A 20,022-nucleotide genomic window follows, 5' to 3' on the forward strand; every position below is an offset into this window, starting at 1 on the left:
TGTAGAGTAGGGCTTCCGTATCTATGGGCGTTTTCCGCAATGAAAACGCCGCTGCACACCCTTTCCGGGCTACCCAGCAACAGGGAAAACGCCCTAGCCATGTAAGGCTCCAGCCGATGCGCTATCGCTCGGCTCTTTCCAGGTGCGATGGCACACTGACTGTCCGGCCGACCCGCGATGAGGTGTCTCCGCCGAGCGCATCGGGAGCTCAGCATTCAGGCGCTACCTCTGATAGCTGATCAATCGGACAAATCTGCGGAAAGGCCATTGGGCTGGACGGACGTGCACTCTCAAGTGCCCGAACCCAATCGCGAATTTCCGCACAGAGTGGCGTTACGGCGATCCCTCCAAAACAGCGAGGACAGCGTTCAAGTCGTCGTAGCGCCCTTTTCAACAGAGAGGTTGCACCAGCATCGTTTCCGACCCGAAGGTGGTGGAATGCCGCAGTGATCTGAATGAGTGCTTGCAGAAAACTTTTCTCCGGCTCATCCAATCTCAGCCAAACCCTCTCCCAATGCTCGTGTGCCAAGAAGAATTCTGCGCTCCGGTAGCAGGCAAGGCCCTCCGCAAGCGCTCCGCGTTTCCAGTCGAGAGACACTCTTTCAGCATAGGCGATTGGGCATGTCTATTTCTCTGCATCCATCGAGTAGAGCTCCGTTTATCCGAATCGGCGCAATTTCCTCCATGTGCCCAAAATGACGCAAATCAGTAGTCGAGAGAGCTAGAAGTGGAATCGGCAATGAACCCAATGGGGTTAGAACTTCATCTCCGCCTCCATGTGCTTGGCTAATTGGGACGGCGTCCGCCAGAAGGTACGAAACTTCTTCTCCGAAAGGAGAGAAAGCTGATCTCCACGATGGGGAGAACCGGGCTGTGACGATTCGCCATAGGTAGTGATGCCGACCGCCTTTGCATGATCGGAGAACTCTACCAGTGCGATAAAGGTCTCACCATGAATTGGCGTTCGCTCACCATGTGCAAGCGTGCTCCAGGTTATGACACGGAAGATGCCGGTGTTGCCGAAGCCTCCATTTCCAGGAACGTTGATGTCGGCGATGTGGAAACGGGAAACCTCCCCAAAGGGGCGGTCAAGCGCTCCATATTTCGCGATCGTGTCGCGAGCGGCGTCGGCCAGCATGGCAACGGCCTGCTGAGGGTCCTTGATCCCCTTAGGCGTCCCGAGAGGGTCGCCCATGCTCCAGGGAACCTGATAGTTCTTGTCGCTGTTGAAGAGCTGGCCTGCAAACTTGCCGGCCCAGGTCTCGAAGAGCAACGCCCCGCGCGCATCGTTGTCGTCATAGTGGTTCCAGTTGCTCAGTACTGCTGCTGCCTGTTTCACCAGTGGATCGCTGCTGGAAGATGCTGCCTCCAGGAGCTCCGGCAGCAGGCGGTCGGCCATCAGCGAACGGGTGGAAAGTTTGAGAGCAACGAAGTCATCGAAGGTAAGCTTGTCTTTCTGCTGCAGGAGAAGTGCCGACTGTTCTGAGCGCAGGGACAGCGAGACAGGTGACATATACGGCGGATACTTCGCCGGATCAAGCGCTGGAAGCGCGGTATTAACCCAAGGCGGGTTATTCGTGTTCTGAATCCATCCGGCTGGAGGATCTAGCACTCTCGGTAGATCCTCATAGGGATGAACTTTGGTCCAGAGGTTGTCAGAGGAATCTCCAGGCACCAGGCCGGACCAATACGCGAAGTTGCCGTGTGTTCGCACAGGAACGACACCATTGAACTGGTAAAGAATATGTCCATCCCGCCCGGCGTAGAGGATGTTGAAGGTCGGGACCTGCAGGCGCTTCAGCTCCGCCTCGACGGCAGCAAAGCCTTTGGCCTTGTCCATGTTCCAGTACTCTTCAATGCCGAATGGACGGTCAAGCCCGGCGACACGGGCTGCAATCGTCGTTCCATCTTTGCGGGTGAAGACGGGTCCGTGCACGGAAGCGCGAACCTGGAAGCTCTCTTCCTTCAGTGAGCCATCAGCCTGACGGATCTTGATCGATTTCGTCTTGACGTCGAATTTGCGTATTGCGCCGTCAAAGAGATAACCGTCATCGCGTAACGTGAGTTTGTAGACGGTGCCTGCCGAGATGGTGTTTACGGTATTGGTGATTCCGTGGTCATCGGTAAAGCAGAAGCGAAGAACGGGAAAGCCAACCTGCGTAGCCCCATACATATCGATACCCGGAGCGCTTAACTGTGCTTCGAAGTAAGTCTGGTAGGAAGGGGCCCATCCCAGGTGCGGATTCATGAGCAGCATCGAGTGTCCATTCGCGGACTTGACCGGAGCAATCGCCCAGCCGTTGGAACCATCGGCATCTGTGGCAACTTCCGATGAATTCGGCATGCGCAGCGCTGCTTCGGTAGTGGTGGTGCCGGAAGGAAGCGCCTTGAGTTCAGGCATGATGTAGTTGAACTCCATCACGCGCTCCCAGTGCGTGACGACGTCAACTCCAGTGACAGGAAGCACCCGCTTCGACTCATCGCTGAGCTCCTCCGGATGCTGTTTTGCGAAATCGTTGATGCCTTGCGCAAACGCCTCCAGATAGGCTTTCATCTCTGCGCTCTGCTGGCGATACCAGTCTGTGCCGCGCTCGGCAACGTCATTGGCGGCATAGTAGCGGTCTGCAGCGGCAAATGTTTCTCCCCAGTACTCAGCCGCTCGGCCACGAGACTCGCCATAGAGATGGAGCAGCAGGTTGCCGTGTCCTTTAGCCTGAGCGTATCCAAATCCATAGAACAATCCGGACGTGTTCCTGGCGAAGACGTGCGGAACACCGTAGGTGTCCCATACCACCTTGCCGTGCGGTGTCTTGTCCGAGCTCTTCTGGCGATGTTGCGCCGCAATACTGATGCTTGCCGTAAGCGACAGTGTGATGGCTGTCAGCGTTCGGCAGATGCCTTGCCGTCGATTGATCACGAGCTTCCTTCCATAGAGCGCAAATGGTTTTCTGCAGGCACCCGGCCGACAGGCGATGAGGGTAGATGAGCGCAGATACCATCCACTATCCAATGGCCTTTGATAGAGGGGTAATCGTTTGTTTCTATCGAGGAATAGGAAACTTCTATCACTTCCGCGACTTATCGCCGCTTACACTCCCGCTTACAGTCATCAATCTCTGTGGCGAAGGGCAACCGGTCATACGGCATGCGGACGCCCTTCCTTTCAGGTATCAGGAACTTGGAGGTCTATCGGCAATGGGTAAGCGTCTTCTGTTGTTGCTCACTTCGGTGTTGTTGGCATCCGCTGCATGCGCGCAGACGGCTGAAATTCGCGTGGATGTATCCGACGCTACTGGTTCGGTCATTGTCGGCGCCAAGGTTACCGTGACGAACACAGAAACCGGCTTGACCCAGGCGCTAACGACGGACCACTCAGGTATCTCCCGCGCACCGGCGCTGCCGCCCGGTCCCTATCAAGTGGTCACAGCCATGGACGGCTTCAGCAATGACCGCAGCTCGATCAACCTGACAGTTGGCCAGGTGGGAGAGCTGCATGTGCGTCTTGCCACGGGAGGCGACACACAAACCGTTTCGGTTGAGGCTACTGCTCCGGGGCTAGCGGTGGAGACCTCGACGACGACGGTCTCCGGCGTCATTACCCGCCAGCAGTTGCTTGATCTGCCGGTCATCAACCGCAGCTTCATCGCATTGGCACAGCTTTTACCCGGCGGGGCTCCATCGCTCTCCGGAGACGCACGCTTCGGTACGCAGACGGCCGTGGGGGGCAGCAATGTGCGCAGCGGCTACTCTACGCTGGTTGACGGCGCTTCGCTCGATCATCCGATCTATGGATTCTCGATTGTGGATGTAAACCAGGACTCAGTGCGCGAGTTCCGTGTTCTGCGGAACCAGTTTGATGCGGAATATGGCCGCGCCGGAACAGCTGTTGTCGATGTGGTTACCCGGTCCGGGACAAACAAGTACGATGCTCTCTTCAACTACTTTGGCCGCCGCGACCCGCTCAATGCTCGCAATTATTTCAACAATGGGAGCCAGCCGCCGTTCTCGCTCAATCGGTACAGCACCGCGGTTGGAGGGCCGATCGTCAGAGACAGGACTCATTTCTTTGTCGCCGATGAGTACATCAAGCAGACCTCTGCCTACTACCAGGCGCTGGCGGCGAGCAATCCCTTTGCCTCTCTGGTGAACGGCACCTACCCGAACAACACCACGGAAAAGACTCTCCAGGCAAAGCTCGATCACCAGATCAACGAGAAGAACTCAGGGTATCTGCGCTACCTATGGGAGCAGCAGGATATCAACGAGACCTACAACTATAACGACAACTACTCGATTACCTTCCACGATGTGATGGGGCAGTGGAGCCACATCTTCACGCCGTCGATGTTGAATAGCTTTCAGATGGAGTTTCTTGACCAGAACACGTACCGGTTCATTCTGGCCCAGGGAGCGCAGCAGGTGCGGCCGTCCTTCACCCTGGGAGCGCAGCCCAATAAACCTCAGGGATATCCACGCAAGCGTGTCGGCCTGAATGACACCTTTTACATCACAAAGGGCCGGAATACCATCAAGCTCGGGACCCGCCTTACGTACGAAGTGCTGCACTTCGACTCGAACTACTACGGCCAGGGTGTGTGGAACTTCAATACCGATGCGGCTTTCGACATCAATAACTCTGCTACCTGGCCGACCCGTCTCACCATCGGGTCAGGCTTCTCGACGAAGGTCTATAAAAACTCCGAGCAGAGCTACTTCATCCAGGATGATGTCAAGCTGTCGCCACGTCTGACGATGAACGCTGGCCTGCGCTATGACTTCGAAACCGATCTGCGCAGCCAGAGGTACGTGGCCCACCTCCTGAACAACCCAGCCTATGCCGGGCTCTCCAACTACGTTTCGGCAGATCGTGGGAATGACTGGAATAACGTCCAGCCGCGTGTTGGCTTTGCCTATGACCTGATGGGCAAGGGATCTACGGTACTGCGTGCGGCCTATGGTGGCTACTCGGTCCGCAATCGCCCTTTCTTCAATATGCAGGGACAGACGGTCACAGATAACTTCACCGTCCAGATCAGCGATCCGAACCTGTTGAAGTACTACCCGAACACGACCGCGGTGCTCGGCGGATTGACCCTGCAGCAGTATGTGGCGTTGCAGGGTGGGCGTCTGATCTATCTGCCCGGTGATCATTTGGACATCCCCTACGTCCACGAGCTGACAGCAGGGATACAGCAAGGGTTCGGCCGCAACTCTGTGCTTGTGGTGGACTTCGTCCGGCAGATTCAGACTGGCCTGCAGACCGGACACGACGCCAACCTTCCAGCCGTCGGGCCGCTCAATAGCGCGCATCCCCGGCCGTTGAAGCAGTTCAGTACGGTGACGCTGTTTGATAGCACGACCACATCCTGGAATACCGCACTGCAGGTCCAGTTCCGTACCCGCTATCGCCGCGCGAGTGTGCAGACTTCGTACGCGCTGGGGAAGGTCGTCTCCGATGGTCTGAACGACAATACGGCCGCTCCGTCGGATCCATTTCACCTCATGGGCAATGCCGACCGTGGCCTGGATGAGCTCGATCGCCGCCAGGTTCTTACCGTGGCTCCGATGTTCTATTTCCCCTGGGGCATCCAGATCTCCGGCGTTGCCGCGGTCTTGACGACGACCCCGTTCAATATCACCTACGGGCGCGATCTCGATGGCGATGGCAATACCAGCGATCGTCCAGCAGGCCTGACTAAATTCGCCGGCGGCCACGCCAATCAGCACAGCCTCGATCTGATCAATGCTGCACGTACCCTCAAAACTGCCACTTCCTTCAATGGAGTAACCTTGCCGGCACTGAATCTGGCTCCTATAACCATAGGCCAGCTTGCTCAGGGCTCTGGAGGGTCTCGCGTTGACGCGAGGGGAGCGAAAGAGTTCAGTTTCCGCGAAGCCTTCAAGGTCAACCTCTTCGCCGAGGCCTACAACATCTTCAACACACCGGTCTTCAACGCTCCTACGGCAACCATCTCGTCCACAGCCTTTCTCACGCGCAGCTCCGCAGGCGACCCTCGTCAGCTGCAATTTGGTGTCCGGGTGACCTGGAACAGCCGCTAACCGGTACGTGTGAGGAGACAAGTGATGAAGAGCTGGAGTTTGACTGCAAGGATTGCCGCGAAGTCGATCGCGGTGGTTGGGTTAGTGTCTGCGATCACGGCATCGGCGCAGTATCCTCCGCCAGCGCCGATCAACCTGCATCAGACCACACCGCAGAAGCTGCTGGGTTTGGCGAGGGAGAACCTGCCGGAGACCAGCGGAACCGTTCTGGTGAAGGGGGTGAACCAGTCGGTCCGCATTGTGCGTGATCGATTCGGGGTGCCCCATATTTACGCGCAGAATACAGGCGACCTCTTCTTCGCGCAGGGATATGTCGCCGCACAGGACCGCATGTGGCAGCTCGAGATGTGGAGGCGTATGGGAGAAGGCAGGCTCTCCGAGGTACTTGGCCCTCGCTACCTGGAACGCGACCGCTTCGCCCGCGCGCTGCAGTACCGCGGCAATCTGCAGGAGGAGATGACGAAGTACCACCCGGAAGGGCAGCTTATCTTTGAATCGTTTGCCCGTGGTGTTAATGCGGCCATTGTCGAGACGCTGGAGTCGGGAAAGCTGCCGATTGAGTTTCGCCTGACGGGGTTTAACCCGGAACCGGTATGGACCGCGACGACACTGCTCAACCGCATGGTGGCATGGAACCTGACGCGCAATGTTGCCAGCGAAGTGGCGCGCGCCCTCGCACTTAAGAAGGGAGCTGTTGCAGAGGTCGATCGCGCCCTGGTCACTGATCCCATGCACAAGACGGTTGTGCCGGAAGGGCTTGACCTGGACGACATTACGCCGCAGATCCTGAATATGACGCGCGATGCCGGCGATCTTCACTGGAAGCTTCAGGAAGGCAGTAGCAAATCCAGCGCAAGTTCGCTGGCGACCGATCAACAGAAGCTGGCCGACCAGACTCTGGCGGCACTCACGGAACAGATCTCCGAGAACAGCGATCTCGGCAGCAATAACTGGGTCATCGGCGGCGGAAAATCCACAACCGGGATGCCGCTGCTCGCAAACGATCCTCACCGTGAGGTTGTGAACCCGTCACTGCGCAGTTTTGTTCATCTGGTTGCTCCCGGTTGGAATGTCATCGGTGCAACCGAGCCTGGGCTCCCGGGCATCTCGATCGGCCACAACGAGAATGTTGCGTGGGGTTTCACGATTCTCGGTGTGGACCAGGAGGATCTCTACGTCGAGGAGACCAATCCCGAAAACACCGCGTACCTCTACAAGGGGAAGTGGATTCCGTTGAGCGTAGATCGCCAACTGATCCGTGTAAAGGGCAAGGCGGCTCCGGAAATCTATGATGTCCGATCGACGCAGCACGGCCCGCTGCTCTATCTCGACGCAAAGCGCCATCGCGGATACGCATTGCGCTGGGTAGGATCAATGCCCGGCGGCGCAGGATATCTGGGCAGTTTGAATGTCATGCAGGCGAAGAACTGGGACGAGTTTACAAAGGGAGTCGCAAAATCCTGGTACCTGCCGTCACACAGCCTTGTGTATGCCGATGTGAAAGGGAACTACGGTTACATCGCCGCGGCCGCATCGCCGATTCGCAAGGGTTGGGATGGCCTGCTGCCGGTTCCCGGCAAGGACGGGAAATATGAGTGGCAGGGTATCGAAGCGATGGAATCGCTTCCCCGCGAGTTGAATGGGAGCCGTGGTTACTATGCGTCGGCGAACAACGATGTTGTGAGCAGATACTTTCCCAGGTATCAAAGCTCGCTCGGATACGAGTACAGTGCGCCCTACCGCTTTGACCGCATCACGGAGGTGTTGGGTGGAAAACAGAAATTCAGCCTGGAAGACATGGAGCACCTTCAGTTCGACCACAAATCGCTGGTGGCGGAAAAACTGGTGCCGATGCTGAAAGGTGTTCGTGCCACGTCGGCGACGCAGGATGCCATCCGTACATTGCTGGAGTGGAACTTCGACGTCTCCATGGACTCCAGGGCGGCGACACTGTACGAGTTCTGGTACTACAAGCTAGCGGCGAAGGTATATGCAGCGAACCTACCGGAGAGCCTGAAGGGAGAGATAAAGAGTACCGATCCTCGACAGGTGATCCATTGGCTGACCTCGGAAAAGGATGTGACCAAGCGCAACAGCATCATGGTTACCGCTCTTGAAGAGGGTATCGCGGAGATCTATAAGAGATTTGGAGATGATTTCTCCGCCTGGGCATGGGGGAAGGTCCACAAAGCAGAGCTGCGTCACCCCCTGGAGAATGACGAGACCGCCGCTGTCTTTCACCTCGATTCCGTATCGCGTGGTGGGGATGCCTTTACCGTTCAGGCGACCAGTAACGTCAGCCCTACTGGATCATCGGAGTTTCATGGCGCCTCTGCCATGTTCGTCCTTGATCCGCAGAACTGGGACAGGTCAGTGGCGCTGAATGCGCCCGGCAACCAGGCGAACGGAGGCGCAAAACATGCGACCGATCTGGCTGCGGGATGGGGCAATGGGACGTATTTCCCGCTGGCGTTCTCGAAGGCAAAAGTGGAGGAAGCCGCGGAAGAGACGATGACGCTTGCCCCTTGCAGCGAGGCAGAAAGCCATGAGAAGCATCCAGCCTTCGAACGCGTCCAGGCGGACACCTTCAATATCCCGGCCGCGGTAACCATTGTCTTTGGCGACTATGACAACGATGGCTGGCCGGATATGTATGTCGGTTATCGCAGCGATATGAATCGTCTGTATCACAACGATCATGGCAAGTTTGTGGACGTAACGCTGTCGAGCGGCATCATCGATACCAACGAGGTCCGCTCAGCCGCATGGGGTGATTACAACGGCGATGGTCTGCTCGATCTCTATGTGGGCTTCGGCATGACCTCCACCGTGCCAAACCGGTTGTATCGCAACGATGGCAACGGGCACTTCACCGAGGTTGCGCTGGAGAGCGGCCTCTACGATGCAGGCGAATCGAGACAGATAAGTTTTGTGGATTACGACAACGATGGTCTGGTTGACCTGGCCGTCGCTTTCCGTGAGAAGGAAAACAAGATCTATCACAACGACGGCAAAGGTCACTTCAGCGATGCAACCGCGAAGACCGGTCTGGGCGATCCGCGCAAGACCATCGCCGGTGTCTGGTTCGACTATAACCAGAGCGGACATCTGAGCCTGTTTGAAGCGAATCAGAACGGCGACGCCAATGGTTTCTATGTAAATAACGGCTACGGCCACTTTAGTGACAAAGCAAAAGAGCTGGGAGTCGCGGCGGAGAACCGAGGCATCAACTACGGAAGCGTCGGCCTTGGCGTGATTGATGTCAATAACGATGGCAAGCTCGATGTCTTTGCCGCCAACTATGGGCCGGCATGGTTGTTGATGAACGACGGGACTCGGTTTCACGATGTGGCGCCGGAGGTGGGTCTTGGCATCAACGCTCATCTGGTCTCTACCGGGTGGGGTGACTACGATAACGATGGAAAGCCCGATCTGTACGCCGATGGATACCTCAGCGGCCACGAGAATATCCGGGACTATCTGTGGCACAACGATGGCGGCACGTTTACCGACGTGACTCCCGGCTACATGCTGAAGCATGATGCTGACCATGCCGTGGTCTGGGCCGACTTTGACAACGACGGCGCACTCGATCTCGCGCTGGCCGATCATGAGCGGGAAGGCGGAGTCAATCTGTATCGCAATGTCTTGCCCGTCAGTGCCCCCGGCCGCTCACTGGCTGTACTTGTCCTTGATGATCAGGGGCATTACACCCGCCCAGGAGCTGAGGTGAAGGTCTACCGCGCCGGAACAACAGAGCTGCTTGGCTATCAGCTCGTCGATACTGGAAGTTCATACAGCTCACAAAGTGCGTTGCCCCTGTATTTTGGTTTCGCGCAGCCGATACGTGTTGATGTGGACGTAATCAACCTTACGCAATCTGGCCGTAAGTCTACCTGGATGCGCGACGTGAATCCGGCGGACTATCACGGGAAAATGCTGCAGATCAGAGCAATACGTTAGGCTCTGATGATCGGAACGGGCGAAAACGTTCAGTCGTTCCGGAGAACGGCTCTTCATCCAGACATTGTTTAAAGAATCGTTTGCGTATCAACTGAGCTCCCGCTCCCCTGCGTCCAGGCGGAGGCGGAGGCCTTTGTCTTGAAGGAAGATAAAGATCGTGTTAAGATCGCGGTCAACAGCGCACTTCAGCATCATTTCTAAAAGAAATCATTCCTTCCCATAATTGTCGGCTGAACAGCTCATGCTATCGGCGAAGCTCCATCCATGTGTCTGAGGAGAGTTCGAATGGATTTCCGGATTAGCCAGTTTCGATCTTTCCTCGTGCTTGCCGAGACTCTGAACTATGCCAAGGCAGCCCGGCTGCTGTACATGTCGCAGCCAACGCTTACGGCACAGATCAAATCTCTGGAAGAAAGTTTTGAGGTGCGTCTTTTCGAGCGCTCCCGGCAAGGTGTCTCGATCACCGCAGCCGGCGGGGAGCTCCTTGGCGTAGCTCGGGCGGTTCTTGAGCAATTGGAGCAGGCAGGCAATCGCATGAAGCAGGCTGAGGCATCACGGCCGGTGCGCATCTGCTGCAGTCAGGCTGGACAGTTTGAAGTGCTTCCAAAACTGCTTCGTTCCATGGCGGAGCGACACCCCGAAGTTCAGATGGAGTTTCAGGCAATGGTGCCCGGCGAGAGGTTGCAGGCTTTGCAATCGCGCAGGGTCGATCTGTTGATGATGACCCTGCCGGTCTACGCTGAGGAGGTTCAGTTTGAAAATCTGTGCTCAGAGTCCATGGTTGCGGTTCTGCCGGACCGTGAACCTTACTCCTCCATGACAGAGATCTCCGTCGCGGAGTTCGTACATGAACCGCTGCTGACGGTAAGTGCGAAGGAGTGTTTGCGGTGCACACCTCTCGCGCTGGCCGCGCTTGCGCAACACGGCGTGGCCCCGGTGCGTCTCGTCGAAGGCCCGATCGACCACAATGCAAGGCTCGCAATCGTCGCCGGAGGCAGAGTGGTTGCCATGGCAGGTACGTCTTCAGCGCAGCTGCAATTCCCCGGTGTGATTCGCCTGCCATTCCGTGAATCGGTGCAAGGATCTCAAATGGGGATGGCGTGGCGCAACGAGGAGGATCTTCCCGAAGGGCTGCTTCTGGTGATGGAAGAGCTTCGACGTTTGACCGGCGGGCAGCGCGAACCGGTTATTCTCGTGCGGAGTTCCGGGGCCTTTCCAGCGCGCATCAGCGCTTGATCGTCGATTCCCGCGGAGAAAGGCAGAGCACGATCCAGGAGAGCGGAAGAGGATGCGTTCACGCAAACATCTCGGCGGATTTCTCCTGCTCTCTCTTCTATGGGGAAGTACATGGGCGGCGATTCGTGTCTCCGTGCAACATATGCCAGTGCTGCGGTCGGTCGCGCTCAGGTTTCTGATCGCGAGTGTCGTGTTACTGGTCGGGATGAAATTGCGGCGCGAGTCTTTGCCGGCATTGCGTGAATGGCCAATGCTTATCGGTTTCAGCTTGCTTACGATTGTGATTCCGTTTTGTATGATCGGCTGGTCCGCGGGGAGGGTTTCCAGCGGCCTGACCTCTATCCTCTTTTCTGCCTCGCCTCTTGTAGTCCTCCTTCTGGAAGTGATCGCCTGTGCACCGTCGCATCGCCGGCGTCTTAGCCGAGGTGTGCTAATCGGTCTTTTATCTGGCGTGATCGGCATTATCTGTGTCATGCACTCTGCCAGGTCGTCTTCCTCAGAGGTTGGCGGCGTGGTGGCAATCGTCGTGGTGGTTTTGCTGGGATCCTGGTCGGGTATCACAGCTCAGAGACACCTCGGGCATCTGCCGCCGTTGACAGTTAGCGGATGCCTCTCCGTGAGCGCTGCAATCCTGATCGGCGTCGCCAGCCTGCTGCTTGATCGCGGCAAATCTACACGGTGGGACATGAGCGCTGTTGAGGCAATCCTGTTTCTCGGCATTTTCAGCAGCGCTCTCGGTTTTTTCCTTTTCTACTGGCTGCTCCGTGAGGTGCGACCGTACACCCTTGCATCTCGTTACTTTCTAATGCCCGTCGTCGCTGTGTCTGAAGGCGTTATTTTTCTGGATGAAGTTGTCTCTCCCTCTCTTATTCTGGGGGCCATGCTGATTCTGGGCGCTCTTGTCCCTGTACTTCAGGAAGGAAGGCCAGGTGTCGGGACTGAATAAGGCTGATTAAGCAGTGGCAATGCGAATTTTGTCGATGCCAGTACCGGTCTCGGTCTTGAACCAATCCTGGGCGTGAGCGGGAAAGAACGCTAAAAGAACGTTGTAACGAGCTTTATGTAAGGCGCTACTCTTAGTGGCAACCGCATTCCATCCTGTGATCCATTCGGGAGTCGCTCTCGATGAGCCTTGTTCGAAATACTCTGCCGGCAAAGTCAGTCTGCGTCCTGTTGTTTGTTCTTTTCTCAGCCCTCAACAATTCACGCATGCAGGCTGCGGCGCAAGCCGTCTCCCGAAGCCCGCAGTCGCTGAGTTCCGAGAACCTGTATGAGGTGGCAACGGTTAAGCTGTCCAATCCATATATGGTTGGTGGCGGTTTCCGGGTACGCGGCCGACGACTGGAGTCGGTGAATACGTCCCTCGGCGAGCTGATTTTGTTCGCCTACGAACTACAGCGTTCGCAGCTTCTGGGTACCCCGTCTTGGGCTGAGACGGAAAAGTTCGACGCTACAATGCTCTACCGCGGTGAAGGGATTCCAGGCGATCCGCAATGTAAGGCTATGATTCGCCAGCTTCTAGGCGAACGCTTCGGTCTTCGCTTTCATCGGGAAGAGAAGGAGCTACCCATCTTTGCGTTGGTATTGGGACAGAATGGACCCAAGCTTAGAAGGAGCGACGGAGGACCAGACAGTCTTCCCGCACTGCATTTCAGTGCGCGTGGCAATTTCCAAGCCTCGAATGCGCGAGTATCGGATCTGGCTCAGGAGTTGCAGCGTACCGTTCTGAACCGGCCAGTAATCGATCGAACCGGTTTGGAAGGTCGGTGGGATTTTTCCTTGGCATGGACCCCAAACGAAACTCAGTTCGGTGGTCACTCCGATGGGCCACCTATCAGTACTGGAAACCCGGACCTGTTCACTGCTATCCAGGAACAACTCGGTCTGAAACTGCAGGCTATGAAGGCTCCTGCGGGAACGCTGGTAGTCGATGCCGCTTCCAGACCATCAGGGAACTAGCAAATTTCATCGAGAGAGGAGCTTCTTCGGAGATGTTCCTCGGCGCGCCTCAAATTGACCGCATCATCGATAAGCAAACCCTGCCAGCCGACCGCCCTGCATTTGCGGCGAACATTCAGCTCGCGGTTTGATAACAAAGAATCGAGACTCCGCTGGCTAATCGAGAGATATCAGGCAGCGCGTCGGCGATCAACGAGGAAACGCTGATCAATGGAAATCATCTCGCACCCAAGCTGACCTATTGGAAGCATGAACTCGATATGGATAATGACTATTGAAAGGGTGTTGCAGCGATGAAAGTGACTGGAATCTGCTCCATCTCTATGGTTCTCGCAGTGAGTTCCATGTTCTGTCGTGCGCAGGCTGCCCTCCCAAATACTTCTATACCGCTGTGGGGAAGTGCAGTGCCGTATGCGAAGGCCGCCGATCCCCAAATCCCGGCGATTGACGTCTACTTGCCGAGCGCGAATGTTACGCATACGGCTGTTGTGGTGTGTCCGGGAGGAGGCTACGGAGGCCTCGTCATGAGCTATGAAGGGGCTGATGTCGCTCAGTGGCTGGTAAAGCATGGTGTGGCCGCATTCGTTCTCCACTACCGCGTCGCGCCTTATCAATATCCCGCTCCGATGCTCGACGGGTTACGAGCGATACGCCTCATCCGGTCACAATCATCGAAATATGGCATTTCCCAAGATCGCATCGGCGTCTGGGGATTTTCAGCGGGTGGGCACATCGTTTCGTACCTGATGACAAACTTTGACGAACATCTTCCTTTACCGGCGGGTGTCAGTGAGGATTCTGTTGACATGCAAAGCGCTCGCCCGGATTTTGGGATCCTCGCGTATCCAGTAATTTCGATGATGCCAGGTATCGCTCATCCAGGTTCGAAAACAAACTTGCTCGGAACGAATGAAAATCCTGTTCTGGAGCAGAAGCTATCCAACGCATCGGCAGTAAAGCCGAATAGTCCCCCCGCCTTTCTTTTCTCGACGACCGACGATGAGATAGTTCCGGTTGCGAACAGTATCCAGTTCTATCAGGCGTACGTTGATAAGCGTCTCTCGATCGAGATGTACCTTGCAGAGCATGGACCGCATGGCGTAGGTCTTGCCACAAAGCAGCCCGGCGCCGAAGTATGGCCAGCGCTCTTAGCAAGCTGGATGACACGGCACGGGTGGATGATCGCTGAGGCCACTCCGTAGCACTGCACAATCTGCGGCGTGTAACGCGTGCCGGTGGTCCGACGCGTTTATGGAAGGACAAAGCTCTCGAAGCGTTTCCTGCTTCTGAATTCATTCAGTGCAGGATCTAGTTGGTTTCATCTGTCACTTCGATGGTGTTGACGCAGGCATAGTTCTTGTCGGGCACAAAACTCAGTACGATCAGACCTGCGGCATTCGGTTCGATGCCGCGAAAAGTTTCGCTCACCACTTTGTTTGGTCCGCTGGCTTTTTGCAGGATCTTATAGTTCCGTAGCAACGCGACACCATTGGCATAGACGTCGAAGACCCGGGAAGAATCATCGTACTGAGCCGATTCTGAGCCGAAGTATGTCTCACTGAAATGCAGTGTTACCGTATAGCGGCCCGTGGCAACAGGTATCTGATAAGTGAAATGTCCGAAGCGTTCCCCATCGTAAAGATGCGGATCGGTCGTGTTCGTTATCGGATTTCTATGCGTGGCCAGCAGGCCACCGATTGCATATCGATCGGACTGCCATGTCTTTCCTGATTGGTCGATATAGGAGTTATCCTGAGCCACAATTCGGATGGGGTTCATCCCCTTGCCGCGTTCCGGATCGATTTCAATCGCATTGACGATAGGCTGATCGAACCCTCGTAGAAATTTGAGATGAATCATCCCATCGCTGGCTGGAGCGATGCCTTTGAACACACGCTCGAAGGCGCGGAAGTTCCCACCGGCGTCGCTGAAGATATCAAAATCCGTCAAAAGCGGTTGATCATTGAGCAGGACTGAGAACGTCCTGCTGCTGTCCCCACCCCGGCCCGCATATGTGCCCGGTCCAAAGTTAGCTTCTGTGAAATGCAGTCGCAATTCGTACTTCCCGCTGGCAACGGGGATGTCGTAGCTGAATTCGCCCTGGCGAGCGGTCTCATAGACGATGGAGTCCTTGCTCCCCAGAATGTAAGGGAGCTTCAGAGCTACCGCATCTCCCCCTTTAAAGAAACGGTCTCCTCCCCAGGATCTTCCGTCGTGATCTATATATGGACCACCCAGATGACCGGCCATGATCAGTTCGGGAGCAGGAGCTGTTTGCGCGTCTGGCGAGAACGCAAGTTCCGCATGGGTGGTTTGAAGCCGGGCATTGAAATGCTTAGCGATCAAGACCCAGGCGACGATACCGAGAATGGAGGCGGTGGCTGTGATCGCCGCTACCCACACGGATATCCTTACCCTTGAAAAACGCGGCCACCTCTGATCCTCTACGGGGCTTTCTGCGGCAGGAAGTTCTTCCGAATCAGGGAAAAGGGGCGACTTGAGGTCCGTTTCCTCTCCAGACGATTTCGACTCCCTGGTGTCGACGACTACTGAAGCAACACGAGGCTCTTCGGTCTGGATAAACCGAAGCCCATAACGTCCTTCCGTCAGCATGATCCGGAACGTGTGATCTTGGCCTTCTGTCTCGTAGTACTTCCGCAGCCTGTTGCGAAGGCGGTGCATCTCCACGCGGACACAAGAATTTTTGGACGGATCAAAGTCCGTCGACCTGCCGAGAGCTTCAACGCCGATCTTGTATTCGTTCAGGGAGCTTTTGTTTTCCGAAAAATAGTGCTCACCCAGATATCGAAGAAGCCTGCCTAGAGAGACCGCCTCAGAAAATGTGTCGGACGAGAGTACCGACTGAAGTTCATCGGCCTCATAGCCCGTTTGTTCTCGGACTGAAATAACGTCTCCTCCGCTTTCAGGCGTGAATCATACCAAGAAGGTTCCGCGCGGCACAAGATGAAACGTGCGTTACATGCACGGGGGACGTCCATGAAACATATTGCAAATAAAGTGGTTAGCGGCATGTAGCTGTTGCATAGCGGCTGCCTCCTTGACTCTCAATGAGCTGACTCAATAAATCCGGGTGTGTCGTTGCAGTGCTGAGCAAGTTGAAATGAGTGATCCGGTCTCGTATCGAGTTCATGCAGCGCTGCACCGTCAAATTCACACTCAGGATGCAAGCGAGGCTGAATGCCAGTTCTTCTTGAAAATGCAATGCCGCTCCATTCGATGGGCCGACGACTCTGGAGGAGAGCCCATAGTACGAAGTCTTTGATTTCGTTTGCTTGGTGGGGCGCCATGGTTACCCTGCTATGCCTCTGCCTCCCCTGCTATGCGCAGTTCAGCAGCAACGTTCAGGGCACGGTAACCGACTCAAGCGGCGCGGTCATTCCAAAAGCCGCGATTACGCTCCACAACGTCCAAACGGGGATCGATCTCCGGGTGGCAACGAATGCGACTGGATACTACCGTTTTACCTCGGTTGCGCCGGGCAATTACGAGGTGGCTGCCACCGAGGCAGGATTTACGCCCGGATCGGTTTCGGTGACGGTGTCGCCAGGCGAGACACGTGGTGTGGACATCACTCTTGTTCCAGGCAGCACGACTGTTTCCATCGCCGTAAGAGATGTTGCCGAGACGCTCAATCCGGAAGAGACGCGGATCGTACAGACACTCACTGAGCGGGAGATCAGCCAGTTGCCGTTACCGAACCGCGACGTGCAGATGCTGCTTTCCCTGACGCCAGGAGTGGTTGGCTTTCAGAATGAAACGCCCGCAACGGGTTATGGATCGACGATTTTTGCCGCCAATTTTCAACCCGGCTACGTCGCGAACGGCGAAGGCTTAAAGAGCAACATCTTTTTGATCGACGATCTTCCCGTCAGCGACGACATCACCCAGGGAGCTGCGATGATTCTCCCGAATGCTGACATGATCAGCCAGGTGTCTCTTCAGTCTCAGACCTATTCGGTTGAAAACGGTACCGGCTCTTCGTTGCAGACGTCTTTTAGCACCAAGTCGGGAGGCAATCAGTTCCATGGGGCAGTCGACTATAGCTACGCCGGCAAGAATCTAGGTGCGGCCGGCCAGCCCACCCACACTGCTGGAGCCCCAATCAAAGAAGTCTTCCCGGAGTTTCATCAAAACCTGGTACTCGCGTCGCTGGGTGGACCCATTATTAAGGATAAGACGTTCTTCTTTGGTTCCATTGAAAAGCAGAATGCAGCGATCGGCTCCGCTACTACCACGAACCCGCACTTCACACCTTCTTTTGCATCGTGGGCACATTCTGCCTTTCCAAATTCTGGAGCCGCTGAGGGACTGCTCTTCGCTCCTCCCACACGGGATATAGGGGGTACCACCAAAACTGCTGGGCAGTATGGAATGGCATGCGGAACCCAGCAGACAGTCCCAAATTCAACTCTCACGTACAACATTCCGTGCGATCAATCCGTTTACACCGTTGGATCCATCTTTGACCAGTCTCAGCCGTTCAATGGAATTCAGTGGGACGTGCGCCTGGATCAGGCTATGCGCGGCGGTAAAGATCGTGTGTACGTGATGTATGAGCGCATCGATCAGACGCTCGGCAATCTGGCCGAGAGGCCTAAGTTAGACGCCAATTCTCCCAGCCAGAACAAATACTTTGCAGCCAACCATATTCATCTGTTTTCTCCGCAGCTCCTTAACGAAGTTCACTTCGGTAATCTGCGAGCTGTTTCGGGTAATTTTTTAGGTGATCCTCGGGCGGCATCAATTCCTTATCTACCGATTCTGCTGGACTCTGCCGCGGGGTTCCAATTTACATTCCCATTCGGCATTACTCCATTCGCCTCGCAGACCAATAAAGAACACACTTATGCTCTGCGCGACACCGTTAGCTACAGCTTTAGAAATCACACCGTTCGCGGTGGCTACCAGTTCTATCGTGGAGATTACTTCCAGGATTCAAGCGGCATCTACAGCAGGGCATTCGTTCCCTTTTACGCAACTGATACGTTTTCATGGGTGAGCAATACAGCTCGGGCCGGATACAACCTCTACACGATCGGAGGAAACGGCAAGTACACGCCGCAGTACTATGGCGCCACATCCATCTCCAATGGGCTTTGGATAGATGACTCCTGGAAGATCCGGTCAAATCTTACGCTGACCGCCGGAATTCGCTACGATAACTTCGGCAACCCGCGGAGATACGGTGCTTCGTCAGGGGCATTTGTCCCGATGTTCCCGGGCTCTGGCTCAACCTTCCAGCAGCAGGCATGGGCTACCACGACACATACAGCGGACTCAGCCTTTACAGAGTCCCAGAACTGGAACTTCATGCCGCGGGCGGGCTTCGCGTACACGCCTTTCAAAGAGAGAACAACTCTTGTGAGAGGTGGAATTGGCTTGTATGAAAATGTTCTGACTCCATATCAGATCGCTAATAACCTGCCGACGCAACCGCCCAACCGCATCAGTTTGTATCAAACCGGTATCGTTCCATACGGCGACTTTGCGACCGCCGTGGCGCCGTACGGATATTCCTATTCCTATCCAACCTACGGAACAAATCCATCAGGGAACATTTACTCCTGTGCCGCGATGACGGACACCGCAAATTGCCTGTTTTCGGCGAATCTCAACGGTTTTGTCCCGACACTTAAGCCGGAGAAATATCTGAACTACTCATTTGGAGTAGAACAACAACTTTTGCACAACACCATTCTCGGCGTTACCTATTCCGGAAGTCATGGCTACGATCTGGTTTATGGGTCTTCAGCCGCAGGCCAGGGCAGCAATGCGGACTATAACCTACAGCCCAGGTCTCCCGCGGTCCGGCCCACATTTGAATGGGGACAGTTGAACTACGGGCGCAACGGGTTATCCAGCACCTGGAATGCTCTGATCGTGACCGCAAAGCAGAACTACAGAAATCTCAGTTTTCAAGCGAATTACAACTGGGAAAAAGCGTTGCAGGACGCGCCTACGACCAGGGATTCGAACAGCACAGGAACCGGCGCGATGTTCAATATCTGGAAGGGCATCTACGATCCCAGGTCCTTCCGCGGGGTTTCGGCGTTTGATGTAACGAACTCGTTCTCCTTCGGAGGGGTTTATGAGATGCCGAAGATTGGCACGAGCAGGCTGCTGAATGAATCCGTCGGTGGCTGGCGCGTCGGCACAACCGTCATTGCTCAGACTGGTACGCCATTTAGCGTGGCCCATGAGGGCGAAGACTATCAGTACGACGGGTGTGCCCACTTCAACGGGACCACCGGTTGCGCCGGATTTCCAACCTATAGTGGAGTTCAGCGAAGAGGGTTCACTCGTTCGCAGGTTCTGGCGGGCGCCTTCACGACCACCCAGTTCAAAGATCCCGCAGGCTATGGTTCGCAACCTGTTACCCAGCGACAGGGAGTCAACAGCTTCCGTAACCTGGGCTACTTCAGTGTCAACGCAACCCTGTCCAAGGGATTCAACTTTCCAATTCCTAAAGTCGTCGAAGGTGGAAAGCTCTTCTTGCGTGCCGAAGCGGTCAACCTTCTCAATCGCACAAACTGGCAAGCGATAGCAAACGACGTAACCGACGGAAACTTCGGCACTGTAACCAGCGCCAATCAGAAACGTTATTTGCAACTCGGTGGACGATTCGAATTCTGACCGGCTACAGGAGAGGGACGCGCGATGTAACCGATTGGGCAGCATCGTGCGGGCCCTCTTCCAAACATACAAATTTCACGGTCCCCATCAAGGGGGCCTCATCAAACCAGGTCCGCTGGTTGTAAGCAACGAAACCGCCGCGAATCCAGG

General features: G+C 55.7%; 10 protein-coding genes. 7 read left to right on the top strand and 3 right to left on the bottom strand.

Annotated features, from left to right (window positions below):
* Positions 1-208: 208 nt before the first annotated feature.
* Entirely contained in the window at positions 209-598 is a 390-nt protein-coding gene (locus AB4Y89_RS00830; RefSeq protein WP_442299015.1) for a DUF309 domain-containing protein, read from the bottom strand.
* A 156-nt stretch (positions 599-754) separates the two neighbouring features.
* The gene (locus tag AB4Y89_RS00835) at positions 755-2,917 is read right to left on the bottom strand and encodes a penicillin acylase family protein (RefSeq protein ID WP_442299016.1); all 2,163 of its coding nucleotides are present in this window, start codon (positions 2,915-2,917) and stop codon (positions 755-757) included.
* Between the two features lie 278 nt (positions 2,918-3,195).
* Between AB4Y89_RS00835 and AB4Y89_RS00840 the strand changes: the two genes are divergently transcribed.
* The 6 genes from AB4Y89_RS00840 (at position 3,196) to AB4Y89_RS00865 (ending at position 14,420) form a co-directional block, all read left to right on the top strand.
* Positions 3,196-6,060, top strand: coding sequence for a carboxypeptidase regulatory-like domain-containing protein (locus AB4Y89_RS00840; protein WP_442299017.1), 2,865 nt, complete (start codon positions 3,196-3,198; stop codon positions 6,058-6,060).
* A 24-nt stretch (positions 6,061-6,084) separates the two neighbouring features.
* On the top strand, positions 6,085-10,023 hold the full coding sequence (locus AB4Y89_RS00845) for a penicillin acylase family protein (protein ID WP_442299018.1): 3,939 nt from the start codon (positions 6,085-6,087) through the stop codon (positions 10,021-10,023).
* Positions 10,024-10,308: 285 nt separating this feature from the next.
* On the top strand, positions 10,309-11,259 hold the full coding sequence (locus AB4Y89_RS00850) for a LysR substrate-binding domain-containing protein (protein ID WP_442299019.1): 951 nt from the start codon (positions 10,309-10,311) through the stop codon (positions 11,257-11,259).
* A gap of 52 nt (positions 11,260-11,311) precedes the next feature.
* Entirely contained in the window at positions 11,312-12,205 is an 894-nt protein-coding gene (locus tag AB4Y89_RS00855; protein ID WP_442299020.1) for a DMT family transporter, read from the top strand.
* A gap of 179 nt (positions 12,206-12,384) precedes the next feature.
* Positions 12,385-13,218 carry a TIGR03435 family protein gene (locus AB4Y89_RS00860; RefSeq protein ID WP_442299021.1) on the top strand — a complete coding sequence of 278 codons (834 nt, stop codon included), beginning with the start codon at positions 12,385-12,387 and terminating at the stop codon, positions 13,216-13,218.
* 293 nt (positions 13,219-13,511) lie between these two features.
* Positions 13,512-14,420 (top strand): alpha/beta hydrolase, encoded by a 909-nt coding sequence (locus tag AB4Y89_RS00865; protein ID WP_442299022.1) that lies wholly within the window; start codon positions 13,512-13,514, stop codon positions 14,418-14,420.
* 106 nt (positions 14,421-14,526) lie between these two features.
* Here the strand turns inward: AB4Y89_RS00865 and AB4Y89_RS00870 are convergent, their stop codons facing one another.
* On the bottom strand, positions 14,527-15,831 hold the full coding sequence (locus AB4Y89_RS00870; RefSeq protein ID WP_442299023.1) for a malectin domain-containing carbohydrate-binding protein: 1,305 nt from the start codon (positions 15,829-15,831) through the stop codon (positions 14,527-14,529).
* A gap of 693 nt (positions 15,832-16,524) precedes the next feature.
* On the opposite strand from AB4Y89_RS00870, the gene AB4Y89_RS00875 reads away from it, so the two are divergent.
* On the top strand, positions 16,525-19,872 hold the full coding sequence (locus tag AB4Y89_RS00875) for a carboxypeptidase regulatory-like domain-containing protein (protein ID WP_442299024.1): 3,348 nt from the start codon (positions 16,525-16,527) through the stop codon (positions 19,870-19,872).
* Positions 19,873-20,022: the final 150 nt, after the last annotated feature.

The organism is Terriglobus sp. 2YAB30_2 (assembly GCF_052114765.1).
GTDB lineage: Bacteria > Acidobacteriota > Terriglobia > Terriglobales > Acidobacteriaceae > Terriglobus.

Excerpts from the sequence above, each read along its gene's own strand:
- AB4Y89_RS00840 (WP_442299017.1), top strand. The coding sequence starts at position 3,196 with ATGGGTAAGCGTCTTCTGTTGTTGCTCACTTCGGTGTTGTTGGCATCC.
- AB4Y89_RS00845 (WP_442299018.1), top strand. The coding sequence starts at position 6,085 with ATGAAGAGCTGGAGTTTGACTGCAAGGATTGCCGCGAAGTCGATCGCG.
- AB4Y89_RS00850 (WP_442299019.1), top strand. The coding sequence starts at position 10,309 with ATGGATTTCCGGATTAGCCAGTTTCGATCTTTCCTCGTGCTTGCCGAG.
- AB4Y89_RS00855 (WP_442299020.1), top strand. The coding sequence starts at position 11,312 with ATGCGTTCACGCAAACATCTCGGCGGATTTCTCCTGCTCTCTCTTCTA.
- AB4Y89_RS00860 (WP_442299021.1), top strand. The coding sequence starts at position 12,385 with ATGAGCCTTGTTCGAAATACTCTGCCGGCAAAGTCAGTCTGCGTCCTG.
- AB4Y89_RS00865 (WP_442299022.1), top strand. The coding sequence starts at position 13,512 with ATGAAAGTGACTGGAATCTGCTCCATCTCTATGGTTCTCGCAGTGAGT.
- AB4Y89_RS00870 (WP_442299023.1), bottom strand. The coding sequence starts at position 15,831 with ATGCTGACGGAAGGACGTTATGGGCTTCGGTTTATCCAGACCGAAGAG.
- AB4Y89_RS00875 (WP_442299024.1), top strand. The coding sequence starts at position 16,525 with ATGGTTACCCTGCTATGCCTCTGCCTCCCCTGCTATGCGCAGTTCAGC.